This window comes from uncultured Virgibacillus sp., from assembly GCF_947495635.1.
GTDB classification, from domain to species: Bacteria; Bacillota; Bacilli; order Bacillales; family Amphibacillaceae; genus Virgibacillus; species Virgibacillus salarius.
This window is the reverse complement of sequence record NZ_CANMAB010000010.1, coordinates 43,488-66,380: the sequence shown is the minus strand read 5'-3', so window position 1 is coordinate 66,380 and position 22,893 is coordinate 43,488. Positions and strand designations below refer to the sequence as shown.

The window sequence follows — 22,893 nt, the reverse complement described above, 5'->3', positions numbered from 1 at the left end:
CGGAGTGATTCCATAATAGCTACTAGAGGAAGCGTAAATCTGAGCATGTAGTGATAAGGACTGAGCGAATTTTGCTCAGTTTTTTTAATAGTCTTGGAATTTATAAAATTTTACCATGAGGAGGAAGAAGTATCTCTATTACGAAAACATAGCAGCAAGATGGCAATTGATTTAATCTTATCCAACTTGGTTCTAAATTGGCAAATAAGGGTATGCTAGAAACAAATGGAAAAACAAAAAAGTCGAATATTTGTTCGTTTTTGTGTTAAAATGTCTAGCAAATGTGATAAAATAATTGTAGTCATAGATGATCGGAGGAAGTTCTAGTGAAAAATACGTTTGATCTTGTATCAAAGTACGAACCACGTGGTGATCAGCCTAAAGCAATTAAGGAGATTGTTGAGAGAGTGAAGGCTGGCCAACGTCATCAAACATTATTGGGGGCGACAGGTACGGGGAAAACATTTACTGTGTCAAATGTAGTACAAGAAATTAATCGTCCCACATTAGTAATTGCACATAATAAAACGTTAGCTGGACAACTATATAGTGAATTTAAAGAGTTCTTTCCAAATAATGCAGTTGAATATTTTGTTAGCTATTATGATTATTATCAACCAGAAGCTTATGTTCCTTCTACAGATACATTTATTGAAAAAGATGCAAGTATTAATGATGAAATTGATAAGCTTCGACACTCAGCGACATCTGCTCTTTTTGAACGAAATGATGTTTTAATCGTTGCTAGTGTTTCATGTATTTATGGTTTAGGTTCTCCAGAAGAATATGAGAGTCAGGTGCTTTCCATTCGAGTAGGAATGGAAAAAGATCGTGATCAGCTGCTACGTGAACTTGTTGACATTCAATATGCAAGGAATGATATAAATTTTCAGCGTGGTACATTTCGAGTGCGCGGCGATTCTGTCGAGGTCATACCTGCATCGAAGGAAGAGCACTGTATTCGTGTTGAATTCTTTGGAGATGAAATTGACCGGATTCGGGAAGTTGATGCATTGACTGGAGAAATTATCGGTGATCGAGAGCATATTGCTATATTTCCGGCTTCTCACTTCGTAACAAGAGAAGAAAAAATGAAGCTTGCGATCAAAAATATCGAACAGGAGTTAGCAGAACGTTTAGAGGAATTACGAGAGCAGGATAAGCTCTTAGAAGCACAGCGATTAGAGCAACGTACTCGATATGATTTGGAAATGATGAATGAAATGGGATTTTGCTCTGGAATTGAGAATTATTCTAGACATCTAACGCTTCGAGAAAGCGGAGCAACTCCGTATACGTTGCTTGATTTCTTTCCCGATGACTTTCTAGTAGTAGTTGATGAATCACATGTTACATTGCCGCAGATTAGAGGAATGTACAACGGAGACCAAGCCAGAAAACAAGTACTGGTTGATCATGGATTTCGTTTACCTTCAGCGTTGGATAACCGCCCATTAAAGTTTACAGAATTTGAGAAAGCTACTAATCAGTTGGTCTATGTATCTGCTACCCCAGGACCTTATGAAGAGGAACATTCACCTGATATGACAGAACAGATCATTAGGCCGACTGGATTATTAGATCCAAAAGTAGATGTTCGACCGATAGATGGTCAGATTGATGATTTAATTGGAGAAATCAATAAACGAACAAGTAAAAATGAGCGTGTCCTCGTAACAACGTTGACGAAAAAAATGTCGGAGGATCTTACAGATTATTTGAAGGAACTGGGAATCAAGGTTGCTTATCTACATTCGGAAATCAAAACGTTGGAACGAATTGAAGTAATTAGAGATTTAAGAGTTGGGAAATATGATGTTCTTGTCGGTATAAACTTATTACGTGAGGGTCTTGATATACCGGAAGTATCCTTAGTCACTATTTTAGATGCAGATAAGGAAGGGTTCTTACGTTCGGAACGATCATTAATTCAAACGATGGGACGGGCTGCACGTAATGAAAATGGCATGGTTATTATGTATGCCGATAAAATAACGAAATCGATGCAAATTGCCATAGATGAAACAAATCGCAGACGTGAAAAACAGATGGCATATAATAAAGAGCATAATATTATACCTAAGACCATTAAGAAGGATGTCCGAGAAGTAATTCGTGCCACGGTTGTTGCAGAGGACCAACCTAAATATGATGGAAAAGCGAAAAGTATTAGCAAGTTAGCATCAGAGGATAAAGAGCAAGTCATTGAGCAGATGGAAAAAGAAATGAAGGACGCTGCGAAAGCACTGGATTTCGAAAAAGCAGCTGAACTTCGTGATATTATACTTGAACTTAAAGCAGGAAGGTGAAATTAATGCCAAGTAAATCAATTAAAATTCAGGGTGCCAGAGCACATAATTTGAAAAATGTGGATGTAGAAATTCCCAAAAATAAATTGGTTGTTTTGACAGGATTATCTGGTTCTGGTAAGTCCTCTTTAGCTTTTGATACGATCTATGCAGAAGGTCAACGACGATATGTAGAATCTCTTTCTGCCTACGCAAGACAATTTCTTGGACAAATGGATAAGCCTGATGTTGATGCAATTGACGGATTGTCACCCGCTATATCCATTGATCAAAAAACTACAAGTAAAAATCCGAGGTCTACAGTTGGTACAGTAACAGAAATATATGACTATTTACGGTTATTATATGCACGTATTGGTCATCCTACTTGTCCTAAGCATGGCGTTGAAATATCTTCACAAACGGTCCAACAAATGGTAGATCGAATTATGGAATATCCAGAACGGACGAAAATGCAACTACTTGCACCTGTCGTATCTGGAAGGAAGGGTGAACACGTTAAGGTATTTGAAAGGTTGAAGCAGGAAGGATATGTTCGCATTCGTGTTGACAAAGAAATGCGTGAAGTTACGGAAGAGATTAAATTAGAAAAAAACAAGAAGCATTCGATCGAAGTAGTTGTTGATCGAGTTGTGGTAAAAGCTGGTATAGAAGGACGTTTAAGTGATTCAATAGAAACGGCCCTCTCTTTAGGGGAAGGTAAGCTTATTGTTGATATCATTGGTGATAAAGAATTGACCTTCAGTGAAAACCATGCATGTCCTATTTGTGGTTTTTCCATCGATGAATTAGAGCCGAGATTATTTTCTTTCAATAGCCCTTTTGGAGCCTGTTCTACCTGTGATGGCTTAGGGACAAAATTGGAAGTAGATATGGATTTAGTTATTCCTGACTGGGAAAAGTCATTAAACGAACACGCAATTGCGCCGTGGGAGCCAATCAGTTCACAATATTATCCACAGCTTTTAAAGAGTGTCTGTGAACACTTTGAGATTGATATGGATAAGCCTGTGAACGATATCCCCAAAGATAAAATGGATAAAATTCTTTATGGTAGCGGGAAGGAAAAGATTCATTTCCACTATGTAAATGATTTTGGCAGTGTGCGCGATAGTCATATTGTCTTCGAGGGCGTATTAAACAATGTTAGTAGGCGCTATCGAGAAACATCCTCTGACTATATACGTGAAACTTTAGAAAAATATATGGCGCAGAAGAAATGTCCGAAGTGTAAAGGTTATCGGTTAAAGGAAAGCGCATTAGCTGTGTTGGTTAATGGGTTGCATATCAGTAAAGTTACAGAATTCTCTATTATGGAGGCAAAGAAATTTTTCGATACATTAGATCTATCGGAAAAAGAAAAACAGATTGCTAGCATGATTTTAAAAGAAATAGATAATCGATTAGAATTTTTAAATAATGTTGGACTTGATTATTTAACACTATCTCGTTCTGCCGGAACACTTTCAGGAGGAGAAGCACAGCGTATTAGACTAGCTACACAAATTGGTTCAGCTCTAACAGGTGTGCTCTACGTATTAGATGAACCTTCGATAGGTCTACACCAACGTGATAATGACCGCTTAATTGATACTTTAAAGCGGATGCGTGACTTAGATAATACACTCATCGTTGTTGAACATGATGAAGATACTATGCTAGCAGCGGATTGGCTTATTGATATTGGCCCAGGAGCAGGTGAACATGGAGGGCAAATTGTTGCTAGCGATAGGCCGGAAAATGTCATGAAAAATAAGCAATCACTAACAGGTCAATATCTAGCGGGTCATAAGTTTATCCCGCTACCAGTAAAAAGAAGGAAGAAAGATAAGCGTGTTATCGAAGTAGTAGGGGCAGAGGAAAATAATTTGAAGAAAGTTTCTACGAAAATTCCAATCGGGTTAATGACGGTTGTGACCGGAGTTTCCGGATCTGGGAAAAGTACGTTAGTAAATGAAATTATCTATAAGTCGCTAGCAAAAGAACTGTATAGTGGAAAGCATAAACCAGGTAAGCATAAGAAAGTAAAAGGAATGGAATATATAGATAAAGTAATTGATATCGATCAATCACCTATCGGTCGTACACCACGATCCAACCCTGCTACGTATACAGGTGTGTTTGATGATATCCGTGATGTATATGCTCAAACGAATGAAGCAAAGGTACGTGGCTATAAAAAAGGAAGGTTTAGTTTTAATGTAAAGGGTGGGCGCTGTGAAGCTTGCCGTGGAGATGGGATTATAAAGATTGAGATGCATTTTCTTCCGGATGTTTACGTTCCATGTGAAGTATGTAAAGGTAGTCGCTATAACAGAGAAACATTGGAAGTAAAATATAAAGGAAAAAATATCTCAGAGGTGCTTGGTTTAACAATCGAGGAGGCCTTAGAATTTTTTGCAAATATCCCTAAAATAAAACGCAAGCTACAAACCATTTATGATGTTGGGCTTGGCTATGTAAGACTTGGGCAACCGGCAACGACCTTATCAGGTGGGGAAGCTCAACGTGTGAAGTTAGCAAGTGAATTGCATCGTAGATCAAATGGTAAATCGTTTTATATTTTAGATGAACCAACAACTGGTTTGCATGTTGATGATATTAATCGCTTATTAAGTGTTTTGCAACGACTTGTCGATAATGGTGATAGTGTTTTAATCATTGAACACAACCTTGACGTTATTAAATCTGCTGATCATATCATTGATCTTGGACCTGAGGGTGGAGATCGCGGTGGACAGATCATTGCAACAGGTACCCCAGAACAAATCGCAGAAGCAGAAGCATCCTATACTGGAAAATACTTAAAGCCAGTATTAGAACGTGACATGAAGCGGATGGACAATGCGATAGAAGTAAAGGAAAAAGTAGCTACAAAATAGTTGGAAGAGGCTGTGGCAGAACTTAATTGCATATTAACGAATGAACGATTCATTATAATAATAAAATGAAGCAGACTTTAGCGTGGTCAATATGCGTAAAAGGAAGAGTGCTTTTCTGCATACGATGTATCGTTGGCGAAGTCATCCTTGTCCTGCGGGAACAGCACGGTCCGAAGACCTCTCAGAAAGCCTCTTTGTGCTTTCTGAGAGGCTATGGGCGGTGCCTGGAAAGCGAAGCATTTTGAGAGCGATGAAGGAATTACCTATCTTCAAAAAAGTAACCCGAATGTTATCTGAAAGATTTGAGATAAAATTCGGGCTTTTATATGAAATGAAGCATTAGAGTCGGTTTAATTTTTTGACGCCATGCGGTTGTTTCGATAAGCTAAAAGAAGAAGTTGATTGGGAGGAAACTGATATGAAACCAATTGAAGTAGAGAGTGTACAACAATGCTTAGACGATTTTACAAATAAACAGGTCTACATACATGTGGAAACTACAAATGGAGCGTACGCTAGCCATTTTGATGATAAAGCATATAATGTTGGGGCTTATGTGCGGAATGCGCAGGTTACATTTAATCAAGCGAAGATCGTTGGTGATGGCAATGCGTATCGAGTCGGCTTAAAGACCGAGATCGGCTGGATTTATGCAGAAGGATTAACAGACTGGGTAATTCATGAAGGATCAAAATTATTACTAGCTGGTCATGATCGGGAAGGTAGATTAATGGTTGCGCTTCAGATTAGTGAAACACCGTTTAATAATTAAAAAGACAAAAGAAGGGGATAGGTGATCAACTTGGAAAAACATGTTGTTGTTATATTACCGCATCCAGATGATGAATCATTTGGTGCTGCAGGATCAATTTCACATTTTCGAAGTCAAGGAATACCTGTAACATATTTATGTGGGACCTTAGGGCAGATGGGCCGAAATATGGGATCACCCACTTTCGCAAATAGAGAGACATTACCATTAATTCGAAAGCAAGAGCTTAAAAACGCATGTAAGGTTCTTGATATGGACCTAAAAATGCTAGGTTATCGTGATAAGACCATTGAATTTGAAGATCAAATGGAAATTGCACAGCATTTAAAAGGCATATTAGAAGAGATAAAGCCAAGTTTAGTTATTACACATTATCCTAATTATGCTGTTCACCCAGACCATAACGCACTTGGGGCAGCGGCAATTAAAGCTGTTGAACTGATGGATGAGCGACCAACTGTATGGGCGCAGGCATTTGCACGTGGATTTAAAAAGGAACTCGGAGAACCAGATGTTATTAATGATGTTTCCGCCTATTTTGAGAAAAAAATGGATGCCATTCTTTGTCATGACTCTCAAGCTGGAGGCATTATTGGTCCGCTGAAAAATTATAAGGAACTTGGTGAGGAAGTACTACAAGAAGCGAAGGAACGGTTTGGTACAGAGGAATTTTTTACTTGGCAGTTTTCAGTATGATGAATGATTGGATAGCGAATGGAATGCGATGATAATCAAAAGGAGGTAATCCCATGAAAAAGCTATATCGTTCCAATACGAAACGTATGGTAGCTGGTGTTTTTGGTGGACTATCTGATTATTTTAATATAGATGCAACGATTCTAAGACTTGTATTTGTTGTATGTTTGATTTTTAGTCTATTTAGTTTTGCGTTTGTATATTTAGCGGCTGCCTTAATTATTCCTACTGAAAGGGAGAACTATTAATTATGCTACGCTGGATTGTGTCTATCATTTTAAATGCAGTTGCCCTGATTGCTGTCGCACAATTATTTGATTCCTTTCACTTGGACGGATTTGGTACGGCATTGCTTGCAAGTTTGATATTAGCTGTTTTAAACGTAATTGTTAAGCCGATACTCATATTATTTACTTTGCCGATAACCATTCTCTCGTTAGGATTATTTCTATTTATTATTAATGCTGTAACATTAATGATTACACAGGCATTAATGGATGCTTCTTTTGTTATCGACGGATTTGGTACAGCGGTTTTAGCTGCTATCATACTATCTATCATTAATTTACTTTTGAATAGTGTAGTAAAAGACTCAATTAGATAACAGGATCGCAGGTGATAGATAGCCTGCGATTTTTCATGTGTAAAATTGTTCGTAGTGTTCAATCTGATTGCCATAGGAGTTAGGCGATAGCAAATCTTATAAAGAATATGCTACAATGAAGAAAACTTTTGCCTAAAGGTTATCCGACATTATTTCATGTATTAGGTAAGGAGCATTTCTCAACGAAACTTAATTTAATATATATGTCCAAGCCGTTTAGATAAATATTCTTATCTCACGTAAAACGAATTACGAGTGATTTGCCAGCTGAAAATTTTGATCTTCTTGTTAGAATAAATTTTAAGTGCGATAGACAGAGGCAGATAAGGAGAACGGTGTCTCACAGGATTTTATGGCGCGTGGAAAGCCGATATCTTGTTGAATACGTGTCCATATTGTTTATTGAGATATTCTTTAGCAGGAAAGTATCCAACTAAATAACATGGAGTCTATGTTTTGAATGGCAACAATAAGGAGGATAAATACATGTCAACCGTTCGGACGAAGGATTTATTAGAGAATTTCAATCTGACCCTTGTCGCAGGTGAGGACGGACTACATAGAGAGATTACTACAAGTGATATCTCACGACCTGGAATAGAAATGACAGGGTACTTTAAATACTATCCAAAAGAAAGACTACAGTTAATCGGCAGGACGGAAATGGCGTATTTCTTAGATTTAACAGATCAAGAAAAAGTCGAACGAGTTGGCCAACTCTGTACAGATGTTACTCCAGGAATAGTGGTAACAAGAAATATGGACATACCACAAGTGATGATCGATGCTGCTAATGAATCAGGTGTGCCTATCTTGCATTCACCGCGAAAAACGACACGAGTGATTAGTAGGCTAACAAATTATTTAGAAGCGAAATTTGCCCCGTTTACTGCAATTCATGGGGTGTTGGTAGATATTTATGGAGTTGGTGTGCTGATTACTGGTCAAAGTGGAGTAGGTAAAAGTGAAACAGCACTAGAACTAGTGAAAAGAGGGCATCGCTTAGTAGCCGATGATAGTGTCGAAATACGTCAAGAGGATTATGACAGTCTTATCGGTAACGCTCCACCTTTAATAGAGCACTTACTAGAGATTAGAGGCCTTGGAATAATTAATGTAATGACATTATTTGGAGCGGGATCTGTTAGAAGCTATAAAAAGATTTCATTAATCATTAATTTAGAAATTTGGGATCAAAAGAAACAATACGATCGTTTAGGTCTTGATGAAGATAAAATGAAGATAATGGAAGTTGAATTACCAAAGGCAACCATACCAGTACGTCCTGGAAGAAATTTGGCTGTCATTATTGAGGTAGCGGCTATGAACTTCCGTTTAAAACGTATGGGTGTTAATGCGGCAGAAGAGTTTTCGGAGCGGTTAACAAATATGATTGATCAAGAAAATAGCTAGGAGGAAAATAAGATGAGTTGTAATGCACCAGCACTTGACCGTGTATTTTTACATATAGGATCATTACCGATATATTGGTATGGCGTGATTATAGCAGCAGGAGCCTTTCTAGGCTTATTTTTAGCTACTCGAGAGGCTGACCGCTTAGGTATGAAAAAGGATATCATGGTTGATTTAGTGGTATTTGCCATCCCTATTGCTATTATTTCTGCACGAATATATTACGTTATTTTTGAATGGGATCGTTATGCAGGTGGTCCATGGAGTGATGTCTTTGCTATTTGGGAAGGTGGTATCGCAATCCATGGTGCTCTAATAGGTTCTATTATAACAGCGATTATCTATGCACGTGTTAAACAAGTATCATTTTGGCAATTAGCAGATATTGCCGCACCAAGTATAATTCTAGGGCAAGCAATCGGCCGCTGGGGAAACTTTATGAATCAGGAAGCACATGGCGGAGAGATAGCAGAATCAACATATAATAGCTTTCATCAATACTTGCCTGATTTTATTATGAACCAGATGTGTATAGATGGGGTTATGTACCATCCGACGTTCTTATATGAGTCGTTCTGGAATATTCTTGTGTTTGTATTTCTACTTATATTGCGTAAATTTAACCCTATTCGTGGAGAATTATTCTTAAGCTATGCCATTACGTACTCGATTGGACGCTATTTCATAGAAGGAATGCGGACAGATAGTCTTTATGTCTTGGGATCACTACGTCAGGCACAGGTTATCTCAATTGTCATTATTGTTGTAGCGTTACTATTAATCATTTATCGCCGAAAAACGATTAATACCCGGTATAATGAGGTGGAACATAAGGGGAAAGTGGTAAAAAACACGTATCAAAAGAAAAAAAATAAGAAGAAGAAATAAAATAACATCTAGTTATAAAGAGGCGTTAGAATCGTAGCTAAATGTATACTATTTTAAGGAATTAAAGTTTCATATGAAAGAGGGAATATGGAATGAAGGGGATTTTACTTCGAGGAATGCAGCAGGGATTAAATACATCATGGACATTAGGAAAAGTTATTTTTCCTGTTACGTTAATCGTTACGATTTTACAATTCACGCCCGTTTTACCATGGATTATAAAGCAACTTACTCCTCTAATGGGATGGTTAGGGTTGTCTGGGGAAGCTGCTGTACCACTTGTTTTAGGAAATGCGCTGAATCTTTATGCGGGTATAGCAGCGATTGTTTCATTTGATTTTACGGTTAAAGAAGTATTTATTATGGCGATGATGTTATCATTTTCCCATAATTTATTTATTGAATCTGCCGTTGCCTCTAGGGTAGGTGTTAATTGGTGGTTGATCTCAGGAATTAGAATAGGGTTGGCGCTTTTCGCTGCGATTATCATTAACTTCCTGTGGAATGGCGGGGCGGAACAAGCAGCATATGGATTCATTTCTTCGGCAAATCCTGAATTAACAGGTTGGGGAGAGATTATTCTACATGGTCTGCAAACAGCTATTGTGGCCATTGCTCAGCTAGCTATGATTGTGATACCACTCATGATAGTTATGCAATTTTTACGTGAAAAAGGATGGTTGAATTATCTGTCTACTAAATTTGCTCCGTTTACAAGGGTTCTTGGAATGAAAGAGAATACCTCAATGACCATGGTAGCTGGGCTGACAATAGGTTTAGCATATGGTGCTGGTGTGATGATTCAGGCTGTGAAAGAGGATGGCGTTGAAAAAAAAGATATGATTCTAGCACTCATCTTTCTTGTTTCCTGTCACGCAGTAGTTGAGGATACGGTCGTATTTATCCCATTGGGAATCCCAGTATGGCCACTACTAGTTATTCGACTCATTACAGCAATTTTATTAACAATGGCAATTTCATTCATTTGGAACAGCATAGATAAGAACAAAAGAAGGAAGGAAACCACTAATGAGCATTCGTACAATACTTTTTGATTTAGATGGGACACTAATCGATACAAATGAATTAATTATTGCGTCATTTATTCATACATTTAATGCTTATCATTTAGAATATTCGCGTGAGGAAATTATAGAATTTAATGGACCTCCGTTGGTTGATACATTTACCAAGATTGATGCAAGACGAGCAGATAGTATGGTTGAAACCTATCGTGAGCATAATTTAAAAGAACATGATAATTATGTAAAACCGTTTCCGCATGTAGTTGATACTGTAAAAAAGCTACAGGAGAATGGGATTGAAATGGCGATTGTGACAACAAAGATGAGAAAAGGGGTAAATAAGGGGCTTTCATTAACAGGGCTGGATAACTATTTTGAAACAGTTATTACTATAGATGATGTGACGCATCCAAAACCGCATGCAGAACCTGTGTTAAAAGCAATGGAAGCATTGCAAGCCGATCCCAAGAGGACATTGATGGTTGGTGATAATTATCATGACATTGAAGCGGGGAAAAATGCTGGGTTACAAACAGCAGGTGTTGCTTGGACCTTTAAAGGTAAACAACGTTTACTGGAATATAAACCGACATATATGCTAGATGATATACGTGATTTACTGCAAATTACTGGAGTGTAGCCAATGCGAAAAACAAAGCGTTACCCTGTGCAGAATATGAATGCATTATGGCAAATTTATAATACAGTACCTTTTTGGAAGGTAATGAAAAATTTTATTGTGATTCAGATAGCAAGGTATACACCTATTTTGCCAATGAAAAATTGGTTGTATCGCAAGCTTTTACGGATGGAAGTTGGAGAGTATACAGCATTCGCTTTGATGGTAATGCCGGATATTATGTTTCCAGAAAAAATTAAAGTGGGAAAAAATAGTGTTATTGGCTATAATACAACCATTTTGGCACATGAATATTTAATAAAGGAATATCGTATTGGAACGGTAACGATTGGTGATGAAGTAATGATTGGAGCGAATTCAACGATATTACCAGGTGTAACGATTGGTGATCATGCGATTGTCTCTGCTGGCACGTTGGTACATAAGGATGTACCAGCTGGATCTTTTGTTGGTGGAAACCCGATGCAAGTGAAGTATACAAAAGATCAAGTTAAAGAAAGGGAAGAAAAATTGAAGCTAGAGTAGGTGATTGAATTGAACATACCAACTGGTATTTTACCTGCGATCCGAAAAATGAAAGATTTTGATAAGGCTTTGGATACCCCTCATGAATCCATAGTTATTCTAGAAACTAGATTGGCGCAGATAAAAAGTTTAGTGGACTATTCTAAGCGCGCAAAAAAAAATATATTGGTACACTTCGATCTTATTCAAGGATTAAAGTCGGATGATTATGGTATGGAGTTTTTGTTAAGAGAAATTAAGCCAGACGGTATCTTATCAACTCGAGCAAATGTTATTAGTATGGCGAAAAAGCATCAATTGTTAGCAATCCAACGTGTGTTTTTATTAGATAGCTTAGCCCTAGAGCAAAATATAAAAGTAATTAATCGAGTACAACCAGATTGTATCGAGGTATTGCCTGGACTTATTCCATCAATGGTGCATCAGATCCATGCCAAAACGGAATTGCCAGTAATCGCTGGAGGATTAATTACCAACGAGGAAGAAGTTAAAGCTGCTTTACAAGCTGGTGCTGTTGCTGTTTCAACATCAAATACAGATCTTTGGAAGATGATGTAATTTATTTCATGGTTGTTCGCTGATATAATAGATATAGTTTAAAATTGGCTAGGTAATCGTTAATGTAGATTGACGAGTGCCTAGTTTTTTATCTTTGTGAAAATGTACGCTTAAAGAATCTATTAATAACTTTCTGGAATTGTGGAATACCAAAATATCAACTTATTTAATGGAGGTATTTTAGTATGTCTGCATTTTTTGGAGAGTTAATTGGTACCATGATTCTAATTATTTTCGGCGGGGGAGTAGTAGCTGGGGTCAATCTGAAGCACACATTATCTGAAGGATCAGGTTGGGTTCTAGTCTCCATAGCTTGGGGTCTTGGCGTTACCATGGGTGTTTACGCAGTAGGTAATATTACTGGAGCCCATATTAACCCAGCTGTTACACTAGGTTTTGCTGCAATTGGTGAATTTCCTTGGGCGCAGGTTCCGTTATATATTTCAGCACAAATGCTAGGTGGCTTTATTGGTGCGATTATCGTTTTTTTTCATTATTTACCACATTGGAAAGAAACGAAAGATCAAGCTACAAAGCTAGGTGTGTTTTCTACCGGACCTGCTATTCCTAATACGCTAGCAAATTTAATTAGTGAAATTATAGGTACGTTTATACTAGTAATGGGTTTATTGTTTATTGGTGCGAATACATTTACAGAAGGATTGAATCCACTAATTGTAGGGTTGCTCATTATTGCTATTGGTATGTCTCTTGGTGGAACGACAGGATATGCGATTAATCCAGCTAGAGATCTAGGCCCAAGAGTGGCTCATTGGATTTTGCCAATTCCTGGGAAAGGATACTCTAATTGGAGCTATGCTTGGATTCCGGTAGCTGGCCCGGCAATTGGTGGTATTTATGGTGGACTTTTTTATGAGGCAATTTTTAAATCTCATGCTACAATAGTATTTTGGGTTTTTACTGCTGGTGTTTTACTATTGTTTATTACTGCATTAGGTAATGAACTAAAAAAGGCTTAATAATTACTAAATAAACGTATGACGGTTTTTTGGGGAGGAATAGAAATTGGAAAGATATATATTAGCACTTGATCAGGGGACAACCAGTTCACGTGCAATTATTTTTAATCATGCTGGTGAGATTGTTGCAACGGGACAAAAGGAATTTGAACAATATTTTTCAAAACCAGGCTGGGTAGAGCATGATGCCAATGAAATATGGACTTCTATACTTGCTTGTATCTCTGATGCACTTCGTAAGGCAGATTTAGAGCCATCTGATTTAGCTGGTATAGGTATAACAAATCAAAGAGAAACAACAGTTGTATGGGATAAAAACACTGGCAAACCTATTTATAAGGCGATTGTTTGGCAATCTAGACAAACTAAGGATATTTGCGATCAGCTTAAAAATGAAGGTTATAATGATGTCTTTCGGGCAAAAACAGGTTTATTAATTGATCCTTATTTTGCAGGGACAAAAGTGAAATGGATATTAGATCATGTCGATGGTGCAAGAGAAAAAGCAAATAATGGAGATCTTTTATTTGGTACGATTGATACATGGCTAGTCTATAAATTAACTGGTGGGAAACGCCATATTACGGACTATTCTAATGCATCTCGAACCCTCATGTATAATATTTATGATCTTAAATGGGATGAAGAATTATTAGAAATTTTAGGAGTACCGAAATCCATGCTGCCAGAGGTAAGGCAGTCTTCAGAGGTGTATGGTACTACGGTGGATTATCACTTTTTTGGACATGAGGTTCCAATTGCTGGAATTGCAGGAGATCAGCAGGCGGCCTTGTTCGGACAGGCTTGTTTTGAAAAAGGAATGGCAAAGAACACATATGGTACAGGATGTTTTATGCTAATGAATACAGGAGAACAAGGAATGCAATCAAAACATGGTCTCCTTACTACACTTGCTTGGGGAGTCGACGGTAAGGTAGAGTATGCATTAGAAGGAAGTATCTTTGTTGCGGGATCAGCAATCCAATGGCTGCGAGATGGCTTAGAATTAATCGAAAACTTGTCAGATACTGAATCACTTGCTCACGCTGTTTCTTCTACAGAAGGTGTATACGTAGTCCCTGCATTTGTTGGATTGGGAACGCCATATTGGGATAGTGATGTCAAAGGTTCTATATTTGGCTTAACGAGAGGAGCTACAAAAGAACACTTTGTACGAGCTACTTTAGAAGCATTAGCGTATCAAACAAAAGATGTTGTCGATGTTATGGAACAGGAAGCTGGTATGAAAGTGAAAAAATTCCGAGTTGATGGTGGAGTTGTCCAAAACAATTTTTTAATGCAATTTCAAAGCGATATGCTTGATGTTGCTGTAGAACGTCCAGTGGTTAATGAGACGACGGCATTGGGAGCTGCTTATTTAGCGGGTCTTGCTGTTGGCTTTTGGGAAAGCAAGGAAGAGATTGCTCAGCAATGGAAAGTAAATCGAACCTTTAATCCTACAATCATAAAAGAAGAAAGAACCAAATTATATACGGGATGGAAACAAGCAATAAAAGCAGCACAAGCTTTTAAGTAAAGTACTATACGAAATAAATGAATTATGCTATACTATAAGTAAGTTAATAGTGTGGACGGAGAATTGGAGAAGCCGCAAGCAACTAATGTAAGAATTGCATTAGTTTGTTTTGCGGCTTTATTTTTTATGTATTAGGAATTTTTTCCGTCTGCGTATACATGACTATCCAGAAATATGGGTATTGATATGTATAGACATTACTAGAAACGGGGAGTGAATAATAGTGAGTAATTTTTCTAGTCACGAACGCAATCAGCGATTAACAAAGATGGAAAATACAGAGTTAGATTTACTAGTTATTGGTGGTGGAATTACAGGATCAGGTATTGCTTTAGATGCTGTAACTAGAGGATTAACAACAGGGCTAGTAGAAATGCAGGACTTTGCAGCTGGAACCTCCAGTAGATCAACGAAATTAGTACATGGTGGACTACGTTACTTAAAACAATTTGAAGTAAAGATGGTTGCAGAAGTTGGAAAGGAAAGGGCCATCGTTTATGAAAATGGTCCACACGTAACCACACCTGAATGGATGATGCTACCATTCCATAAAGGTGGCACATTTGGTCCATTTACTACTAATATTGGATTACGCGTCTATGACTTTCTAGCAGGAGTTAAAAAAGGGGAACGCCGGAAGATGTTTAACCCAGAAGTAGCGCTAGAGAAGGAGCCTCTTGTTAAGAAGGAAAATTTAAGAGGCGCGGGTTATTATGTTGAATACAAAACAGATGATGCGCGACTTACCATTGAAGTATTAAAAAAAGCCGTGCAAAAAGGAGTACTTGCGGCAAACTATACTAAAGTGGTTGAATTTATTTACAATGATAAAAACCGCGTAAAAGGTGTTGTCGTAGAAGATCAGATCAGTGGAGAACAGTATCGCATTTTTGCTAAAAAAATTATTAATGCAGGTGGACCGTGGGTCGATAATTTAAGAGAAAAAGATGGATCGAAAAAAGGCAAAGCATTACACTTAACAAAAGGGATTCATTTGGTGTTCCCGAAAGAAGTCTTCTCTTTACAGCAAGCGATTTATTTTGATACACCTGATGGACGGATGATTTTCGCTATTCCTAGAGAAAACATCACCTATGTAGGGACAACGGATACTAGTTATAAAGGAGACATCGCTAATCCCAAAATGACAATCGAGGATCGTGACTATCTAATTGATGCGATTCATTATATGTTCCCTTCCTTAAACATTACAGCGGATCATGTCGAATCAAGTTGGGCTGGTTTACGTCCGTTGATTGCAGAAGAGGGGACAGATAATCCAAGTGAGATTTCACGGAAAGATGAAATTTTTGTTTCTGATTCTGGTTTAATATCCATGGCTGGAGGTAAATTAACTGGATATCGAAAAATGGCAGAACAAGCTGTTAATACAGTAACAAAACAGCTTCAAGAAGAAGAAGGTATCATGTATTCGAAATCAGATACAGTACATTTACCAATCGCAGGAGGAGAAGTTGGCGGTTCTAAAGGCTTCAAAAAGTATTTAGAGAGAAAAACCGCAGAAGCTGTAGCAGAAGGCTTAGATGAAGCAACTGCTATTTATTTAATTAAGAAGTATGGTGCTAACTTTGATGTTATTTTTGAGTTATATCAAACGAAGCAGGAGGAAGCGAAACAAGCAGAAATTGATCCAGTCGTTTTCGCTCAATTACTTTATGCGATGGAATATGAAGCTGCTTATAAACCAGTTGACTTCTTTATTAGACGTACAGGTGCGCTCTTCTTTGAAATAGAGTGGGTAAAATCACATCAGGAAAAAGTGATTGACTACATGGCACGAACGTTAAATTGGACAGATGATCAAAAAGAAATGTTTACAGAGGAACTACAGCAGCTGCTATATGATGCTGTTCACCCTGTAGCAGAATAAGGTAATAAATATAAAGCGGAGCATTGCAAAAAAGCTATGCTCTGTTTTTTAGTATCGTGCGTTACTTTTTACGTCGTGGGGCTATTTTCTTATCACGCTATATAAATCCCCTAGTAATTATGGTATACTTTGTTCGTATGTTAACAAACTAGGGGGATATACATGCAACACGTTACAAATAATATAAATGGAAAACAAAACAACGTTCTCCCTTTTATTCCTGAAGGTGATTTTTATTTCACAAAAGGTGTAGAAGCATTTCAAAAAAGAAAATTTGATATAGCTGTTAAATGGTTAAAAAAGGCTGTTGAGAAAAAACCATCTGATGCATTGTACCAATGTCAGCTATCAATTATATATACTGAAATAGGTTCTTATCATGCTGCAAACCAATTGTTAACCAACGTATTACAATCATCTGAATATGTTGATTGCTACTATTTACTAGCAAATAATTATGCACATTTAGGGTTATTAAACGACGCCAAAAAATATGCTGATTTGTATTTAGAAAAAGAACCTGAGGGTGATTTTAGTGAAGAAGCCTTTAGGTTATTAGAGCTGATCAATATTGAAGATGATGAAGATATCGATGACTGGGAATTGGAAGATGAGGATGAACTACTTATTTACCAAGAAACCGTATTCTATCATATGGAAAATATGGAATGGGATAAAGCTATTCCGGTATTAGAAGAAATGATGACTTTGTTTCCGGAACATAAAATGACAAAACATGATTATACTCAGGCATTATTTTTCTCTGGACATCCAGAAGAAGCTATTGAGATGGAATTAACTATGTTGAAGGAAGATCCTAATTCATTGTATAGCCATACAAATTTAGCTTTATTTTATTATCAAATTGGAGCACAAGAAGAATATGATTTGCATATTCAGACATTACTAAATGTATATCCAATTCATGAACAACAAAAACTGCGAATCGCTGTTACTTTATCAAGAACAGGTGAGCACGAAGCAGCGTATCCTCGTTTTTCGTCACTTGTCAAAGCGAAAGTAAAAGGACATCCCTCTTACTTCCGTTGGTATACCAAGTCTGCATATTATATTGGTGAACAAGAGAAAGCAACTGTTATTTGGCAAGAAGGCATAAAAAAACACCCCAAATTAACCAAGGAGGAGGCGCCTTGGGAACAAAGTAGTAGGAATTGAGCATAATAATAGACGAAACACGTTGATTTTATTAAGCTTAGTATGGCTGAATTATTATAGTGAAAAAGGGGCGATATCGATGTCCGAAAATCATATGTATGATGTTATTATTGCAGGGGCTGGTCCAGCTGGGATGACTGCGGCGGTCTATGCTTCTCGAGCTAATTTGGAGACATTAATGATCGAGAGAGGAATTCCCGGTGGTCAAATGGCAAATACCGAGGATGTTGAAAATTATCCAGGTTATGATCATATTTTAGGACCGGATCTTTCTAATAAGATGTTTGAGCATGCAAAAAAATTCGGTGCAGAGTATGCGTATGGTGATATTAAAGAAGTTATCGATCATGGAGACTATAAAACAATCGTAGCAGGAAATAAAGAATACAACACGAGAGCACTAATCATTACTACTGGAGCACAATACAAAAAGCTGGGAATTCCAGGTGAAGAAGAATTGAGTGGTCGTGGTGTTTCCTATTGTGCGGTTTGTGATGGTGCATTCTTTAAAGAGAAAAATTTGATTGTTATTGGAGGAGGCGATTCGGCTGTAGAAGAAGGAATTTATTTAACACGATTCGCTGATAAGGTGACAGTTGTGCATCGTCGTGACGCTTTACGTGCCCAACGTATTCTACAAGATCGCGCTTTTGATAATGAAAAGATTGACTTCATTTGGGACACTGTTGTGGAAAAAATTAATGAAGATGGCGGAAAAGTTGGAAGTGCAACTTTGAAAAACAATAAAACGGGAGAAACATACGAGTATTCTATTGATGGAGTGTTTGTATATATTGGAATGGTCCCTTTAAGTGAACCATTTAAATCGTTAGGAATTACAAATGATGAAGGCTATATACCAACAAACGAAAATATGGAAACGACGATTCCTGGTATCTTTGCTGCAGGAGATATTCGTGATAAGACATTACGTCAAATTGTGACTGCTACTGGAGATGGAAGTATTGCAGCAGAAGCAGCGATTAAGTATGTGGAAGATCTACAAGAAGAACTAAAAACCACAAATTCCTAGCTATTAAGAGGGTACTATAGAGAATAAATGAGCGATCACACCGGTAAAAGTCTAACTGGAGAATTACAATAGAACCTACCTTTGTGCTCTCTTTCAATGGAAAAGTTGAACTGATCGTGTTCATCATATCGATGGATGGAGTGTATGCATAGATCATAGTAACAATTGTATGAGACGAAACATCGGTGGGGACGACGAAATTTCACCATGGATAAAGCTTTACTTTATAAAGAAAAATTTACCAATAGTAATTGGTTCTTAATCCTGTTGTAATATGTTCGAAATAATCATGGGTTATAATTAGAAGTAACTAATTGACCCCCTTTTAATAGATAGATTAGTTTTTGGCACAGGTGTGAAAACCTGTGCTCTTTTTTTGTCGAAATCCCCATTATATTGTATACATATAGTCTCATAAATCAGTCGTATGGAAGTTTAATTCGTAAACTAGTATAATAAAAGAAATGGAATTTAGTTGTTCCTCTTCATACGGGGTGATTTGTAATGCAACAGGTAACGAATTGCATAGTAATAGATAATAACCATATATTAGTACTAAAAAAGCCAAGGCATGGCTGGTATGCTATTCCTGGAGGAAAAAAGGAACAAGGAGAAACGATCCAGGAATCTGTTATTCGAGAATATAGAGAAGAAACAGCATTAGTGCTCAAAAATCCAAAATTAGCAGGTGTTTTCACATTTTCTATTATGGAAGGACAAACACTTATAAAGGAATGGATGATGTATACGTTTATATGCCGCAAGTACAGTGGTGAACTTACGGCATATTGTCGAGAAGGTGAATTAGAATGGGTCCCCGTAAATCAAGTTTTAGATTTACCGATGGCAGAAGGGGATCAAATGATTTATAAATATCTGCTTGCTAATGAGCAAGTCGTGTCGGGTGCCTTTTCATATACAGCTAAAGACGAACTAATTAATTTTCGGATTGATCCTATAGAGCAGTAGGATTTAGGTAAAGGGGAGATACAAAATGAGAAATGGAGAACAAGAAACAAAGTTGGTTATCATTACAGGGATGTCTGGAGCTGGGAAAACAGTAGCTGTTCAAAGCTTTGAAGACTTAGGATACTATTGCGTAGATAACTTACCTCCTACATTACTACCGAAATTTATTGAGCTAATGAAGGATTCTACGAACAACATACAAAAAGTAGCTCTTGTTATGGACTTACGAGCTAGGGAGTTTTTTGATACGTTATTTGAGGCACTAGACGTATTGGCTAAAGAAGATTGGCTTGAAGAACATATCTTATTTTTGGATGCAAAGGACGAAAAATTAGTAAGTAGGTATAAAGAAACGAGGCGTTCTCATCCCTTAGATGTTGGTGGTCTTCCGCTAAATGGTATTAGGCAGGAAAGAGAAATTCTTGATGAATTAAGAGGAAGAGCTCAGCGAATAATCGATACGACAAACTTAAAGCCTAAGGATCTACGAGAAAAGATTGTTCAAAAATATTCAGAGGAAAGGCAAGAAGTATTTTCTGTTCATATGGTCTCGTTCGGCTTCAAATATGGTCTGCCAATTGATGCAGATCTGGTGTTTGACGTCCGCTTTTTACCTAATCCTCACTATGTCGCAAATTTACAGCCCTTAACGGGGCTTAATGCAGATGTTGCTTCCTATGTATTTAAATGGACAGATACACAGAAATTTAATGCTAAAGTATTAGATCTTTTACAATTTATGCTCCCTCAATATAAAAAAGAAGGTAAATCACAATTAGTAGTTGCAATTGGATGTACGGGGGGACAGCATCGCTCTGTTGCACTTTCAGAGTACTTTGCCAAAGAGCTATCTTCTCAATATATTACTCATGTCAGCCATCGTGACATCGATAAAAGAAAGGGATATTAATTATGAGTGAAGAAACCCTGCCGCGTGTTGTAGTTGTTGGGGGCGGAACAGGAATGCCAGTTTTACTACGTGGCTTAAAAGATCTGCCTATTCAATTAACGGCACTTGTGACGGTAGCTGATGATGGCGGCAGTACAGGTAGATTACGAAATGAAATGGCAATTCCAGCTCCTGGTGATATTCGTAATGTAATTGCTGCACTATCAGATGCAGAACCAATGCTCATCGAGTTATTCCAGCATCGCTTTAGTGTTGGTAATGGATTATCCGGCCATTCCATGGGAAATTTGCTACTTGCTGCAATGACATCAATTACAGGTAATTTTAATATGGGAATTCGTGAGATCTCACGTGTTTTAAATGTCAAAGGGAAGATTTACCCTATTTCCAATGATAACATGTCATTACATGCGGAGATGGAGGATGGCACTATTATTTCAGGTGAATCAAATATTCCATTATCAAAGAAAAGAATTGAGCGTGTGTTTTTAAGCCCACAACCTGTTCAACCACTACCAAATGCAGTCCGTGCCTTAAAAAAGGCAGATCTAATTGTTATTGCTCCTGGTAGCTTATACACAAGTATAATGCCGACAATCATTATGCCACAAATTGATGAAGCTATCCGTCATACAACAGGTCAGGTAGTTTATGTTTGTAACGTTATGACACAGGCTGGAGAAACAACAGGTTATACAGCAGCAGACCATGTTCAGGCAATACGAGATCATATTGGTGAAAAGAGTGTTGATGCAATTGTGGTGCATAATGAACCGATAGAGCAGACGGTTCGTGATATGTATGCGGAGGAAAATGCAGCCCCGGTTATTTATGATACAGATCGTTTATTAGAAATGGGCTTAAGAATTATTGAAGGGGATATAATTGATCCAACTCAATCTACATTACGACATGATAATCATAAAGTTGCATCATTATTATATTCTATTTTAAAAAATAATGGATAGCTAAGAATACAAGTAAAGGGGGGATATGATTGTCTTTTGCTTCTGAGATAAAAAAGGAATTAACAGCCATCGATATAGATGATTGCTGTATGCATGCAGAATTGGCTGCACTCATCCGTATGAATGGAGCGATATCCCTATCCAAGCAAGAATACACCTTAGACGTACAGACGGAGAACGCAGCTATTGCGAGAAGAATTTATACATTAATTAAGTCAACATATGCTCTACCTGTAGAGTTATTAGTACGCAAAAAAATGAAATTAAAGAAAAATAATGTTTATATTGTTCGGCTAAAGGAAGATGTGCGTTCTTTATTAAAGGATTTAAATATATTGCAAGAGCCCTATACCTTTACAAGGAATATATCCGAGAGATACGTAAAAAAATCTTGTTGCAAGCGTGCCTATTTACGTGGAGCGTTTCTTGCAGGTGGCTCCATTAATAATCCGGAGACATCTTCCTATCATTTGGAAGTATTTAACTTTTATCAGGAGCATAATGATGCACTTTGTGATTTACTTAATGCGTTTGATTTACATGCTCGTAAGCTGGAAAGGAAAAATGGATATATCGTATATATGAAAGAAGCAGAAAAGATTACGGAATTTCTTAGCATTATCGGTGCACATAATGCTTTATTTAAGTTTGAGGATGTACGAATTGTGCGTGATATGAGAAACTCTGTTAATCGACTTGTTAATTGTGAAACGGCTAATTTAAATAAAACGATTGGTGCAGCATTTCGTCAAATAGAAAACATTAACCTAATTGAACGTACAGTTGGTTTAGATCAGTTACCGGAAAAACTCAGGGAAATCGCAGTTTTACGTGTAAAACATCAGGATGTCTCCCTAAAGGAGCTTGGTGAATTAGTTACAAGTGGTAAAATATCAAAATCAGGTGTAAACCATCGCTTGAAAAAAATCGATGCTTTTGCTGAAAAAATTAAAAAAGGTGAAGTTTTACAGTAATTGTTTAATTTGATTACCATTCATGATATAATACGGATAATTTAAAATCTTGTAGTTTAATGTAGCCCTTCGTGATTCAGTGGGAAATTCCACTGAATCACCATATTTCGTTCTATTTATGTAATATTTGATAGCGTTTTCAT

General features: G+C 37.3%; 21 protein-coding genes. All 21 read left to right on the top strand.

All coding sequences use genetic code 11. The annotated features are described in order from the left end of the window. Positions 1–326 precede the first annotated feature (326 nt). The 21 genes from uvrB (at position 327) to whiA (ending at position 22,750) form a co-directional block, all read left to right on the top strand. Positions 327–2,309 (top strand): excinuclease ABC subunit UvrB, encoded by a 1,983-nt coding sequence (gene uvrB, locus Q1A47_RS04140; protein WP_166530202.1) that lies wholly within the window; start codon positions 327–329, stop codon positions 2,307–2,309. Positions 2,310–2,314: 5 nt separating this feature from the next. Beyond that, on the top strand, positions 2,315–5,191 hold the full coding sequence (gene uvrA, locus Q1A47_RS04135) for an excinuclease ABC subunit UvrA (RefSeq protein WP_121605666.1): 2,877 nt from the start codon (positions 2,315–2,317) through the stop codon (positions 5,189–5,191). Positions 5,192–5,609: 418 nt separating this feature from the next. Next, positions 5,610–5,963 carry a YojF family protein gene (locus Q1A47_RS04130; protein ID WP_166530203.1) on the top strand — a complete coding sequence of 118 codons (354 nt, stop codon included), beginning with the start codon at positions 5,610–5,612 and terminating at the stop codon, positions 5,961–5,963. 30 nt (positions 5,964–5,993) lie between these two features. Beyond that, a complete protein-coding gene (gene bshB2 / locus Q1A47_RS04125; protein ID WP_121605936.1) occupies positions 5,994–6,659 on the top strand; it encodes a bacillithiol biosynthesis deacetylase BshB2 in 666 nt (221 codons plus the stop codon). A 53-nt stretch (positions 6,660–6,712) separates the two neighbouring features. Continuing rightward, positions 6,713–6,907 (top strand): PspC domain-containing protein, encoded by a 195-nt coding sequence (locus Q1A47_RS04120; RefSeq protein ID WP_026681673.1) that lies wholly within the window; start codon positions 6,713–6,715, stop codon positions 6,905–6,907. Next, positions 6,907–7,263 (top strand): phage holin family protein, encoded by a 357-nt coding sequence (locus tag Q1A47_RS04115; RefSeq protein ID WP_026681672.1) that lies wholly within the window; start codon positions 6,907–6,909, stop codon positions 7,261–7,263. The genes Q1A47_RS04120 and Q1A47_RS04115 overlap by 1 nt, the downstream gene beginning before the upstream one ends. Positions 7,264–7,749: 486 nt before the next feature. Continuing rightward, positions 7,750–8,676, top strand: coding sequence for an HPr(Ser) kinase/phosphatase (hprK, locus tag Q1A47_RS04110; protein ID WP_026681671.1), 927 nt, complete (start codon positions 7,750–7,752; stop codon positions 8,674–8,676). A gap of 12 nt (positions 8,677–8,688) precedes the next feature. Beyond that, positions 8,689–9,564, top strand: coding sequence for a prolipoprotein diacylglyceryl transferase (gene lgt, locus Q1A47_RS04105; protein ID WP_121605665.1), 876 nt, complete (start codon positions 8,689–8,691; stop codon positions 9,562–9,564). Positions 9,565–9,656: 92 nt separating this feature from the next. Further along, on the top strand, positions 9,657–10,619 hold the full coding sequence (locus Q1A47_RS04100; protein WP_026681669.1) for a nucleoside recognition domain-containing protein: 963 nt from the start codon (positions 9,657–9,659) through the stop codon (positions 10,617–10,619). After that, positions 10,594–11,229, top strand: a complete 636-nt coding sequence (ppaX, locus tag Q1A47_RS04095) for a pyrophosphatase PpaX (RefSeq protein ID WP_166530204.1) — start codon at positions 10,594–10,596, stop codon at positions 11,227–11,229. The genes Q1A47_RS04100 and ppaX overlap by 26 nt, the downstream gene beginning before the upstream one ends. 3 nt (positions 11,230–11,232) lie before the next feature. Continuing rightward, positions 11,233–11,754: a DapH/DapD/GlmU-related protein gene (locus tag Q1A47_RS04090; protein ID WP_026681667.1), complete on the top strand. Its 522-nt coding sequence runs from the start codon at positions 11,233–11,235 to the stop codon at positions 11,752–11,754. Positions 11,755–11,763: 9 nt separating this feature from the next. Further along, entirely contained in the window at positions 11,764–12,312 is a 549-nt protein-coding gene (locus tag Q1A47_RS04085; RefSeq protein ID WP_026681666.1) for a glycerol-3-phosphate responsive antiterminator, read from the top strand. 185 nt (positions 12,313–12,497) lie between these two features. After that, a complete protein-coding gene (locus Q1A47_RS04080) occupies positions 12,498–13,292 on the top strand; it encodes an MIP/aquaporin family protein (RefSeq protein WP_121605662.1) in 795 nt (264 codons plus the stop codon). Positions 13,293–13,338: 46 nt separating this feature from the next. Continuing rightward, on the top strand, positions 13,339–14,829 hold the full coding sequence (glpK, locus tag Q1A47_RS04075; RefSeq protein ID WP_026681664.1) for a glycerol kinase GlpK: 1,491 nt from the start codon (positions 13,339–13,341) through the stop codon (positions 14,827–14,829). A 223-nt stretch (positions 14,830–15,052) separates the two neighbouring features. Next, positions 15,053–16,720: a glycerol-3-phosphate dehydrogenase/oxidase gene (locus Q1A47_RS04070; RefSeq protein ID WP_299630746.1), complete on the top strand. Its 1,668-nt coding sequence runs from the start codon at positions 15,053–15,055 to the stop codon at positions 16,718–16,720. Positions 16,721–16,882: 162 nt separating this feature from the next. Continuing rightward, a complete protein-coding gene (locus tag Q1A47_RS04065; RefSeq protein ID WP_026681662.1) occupies positions 16,883–17,896 on the top strand; it encodes a lipopolysaccharide assembly protein LapB in 1,014 nt (337 codons plus the stop codon). A 79-nt stretch (positions 17,897–17,975) separates the two neighbouring features. Further along, the gene (gene trxB / locus Q1A47_RS04060; RefSeq protein ID WP_121605659.1) at positions 17,976–18,929 is read left to right on the top strand and encodes a thioredoxin-disulfide reductase; all 954 of its coding nucleotides are present in this window, start codon (positions 17,976–17,978) and stop codon (positions 18,927–18,929) included. A 504-nt stretch (positions 18,930–19,433) separates the two neighbouring features. After that, positions 19,434–19,898 (top strand): NUDIX domain-containing protein, encoded by a 465-nt coding sequence (locus tag Q1A47_RS04055; RefSeq protein ID WP_026681660.1) that lies wholly within the window; start codon positions 19,434–19,436, stop codon positions 19,896–19,898. 25 nt (positions 19,899–19,923) lie between these two features. Continuing rightward, positions 19,924–20,808 (top strand): RNase adapter RapZ, encoded by an 885-nt coding sequence (gene rapZ, locus Q1A47_RS04050; RefSeq protein ID WP_026681659.1) that lies wholly within the window; start codon positions 19,924–19,926, stop codon positions 20,806–20,808. 2 nt (positions 20,809–20,810) lie between these two features. Then, on the top strand, positions 20,811–21,776 hold the full coding sequence (locus Q1A47_RS04045; protein WP_026681658.1) for a YvcK family protein: 966 nt from the start codon (positions 20,811–20,813) through the stop codon (positions 21,774–21,776). Positions 21,777–21,805: 29 nt separating this feature from the next. Next, positions 21,806–22,750, top strand: coding sequence for a DNA-binding protein WhiA (gene whiA / locus Q1A47_RS04040; protein WP_026681657.1), 945 nt, complete (start codon positions 21,806–21,808; stop codon positions 22,748–22,750). The last annotated feature ends 143 nt before the right edge of the window (positions 22,751–22,893 follow it).

Coding starts and splice junctions, on each gene's coding strand:
- uvrA (WP_121605666.1), top strand. CDS start 2,315: ATGCCAAGTAAATCAATTAAAATTCAGGGTGCCAGAGCACATAATTTG.
- Q1A47_RS04130 (WP_166530203.1), top strand. CDS start 5,610: ATGAAACCAATTGAAGTAGAGAGTGTACAACAATGCTTAGACGATTTT.
- Q1A47_RS04120 (WP_026681673.1), top strand. CDS start 6,713: ATGAAAAAGCTATATCGTTCCAATACGAAACGTATGGTAGCTGGTGTT.
- hprK (WP_026681671.1), top strand. CDS start 7,750: ATGTCAACCGTTCGGACGAAGGATTTATTAGAGAATTTCAATCTGACC.
- lgt (WP_121605665.1), top strand. CDS start 8,689: ATGAGTTGTAATGCACCAGCACTTGACCGTGTATTTTTACATATAGGA.
- Q1A47_RS04100 (WP_026681669.1), top strand. CDS start 9,657: ATGAAGGGGATTTTACTTCGAGGAATGCAGCAGGGATTAAATACATCA.
- ppaX (WP_166530204.1), top strand. CDS start 10,594: ATGAGCATTCGTACAATACTTTTTGATTTAGATGGGACACTAATCGAT.
- Q1A47_RS04090 (WP_026681667.1), top strand. CDS start 11,233: ATGCGAAAAACAAAGCGTTACCCTGTGCAGAATATGAATGCATTATGG.
- Q1A47_RS04080 (WP_121605662.1), top strand. CDS start 12,498: ATGTCTGCATTTTTTGGAGAGTTAATTGGTACCATGATTCTAATTATT.
- Q1A47_RS04065 (WP_026681662.1), top strand. CDS start 16,883: ATGCAACACGTTACAAATAATATAAATGGAAAACAAAACAACGTTCTC.
- trxB (WP_121605659.1), top strand. CDS start 17,976: ATGTCCGAAAATCATATGTATGATGTTATTATTGCAGGGGCTGGTCCA.
- Q1A47_RS04055 (WP_026681660.1), top strand. CDS start 19,434: ATGCAACAGGTAACGAATTGCATAGTAATAGATAATAACCATATATTA.
- rapZ (WP_026681659.1), top strand. CDS start 19,924: ATGAGAAATGGAGAACAAGAAACAAAGTTGGTTATCATTACAGGGATG.
- Q1A47_RS04045 (WP_026681658.1), top strand. CDS start 20,811: ATGAGTGAAGAAACCCTGCCGCGTGTTGTAGTTGTTGGGGGCGGAACA.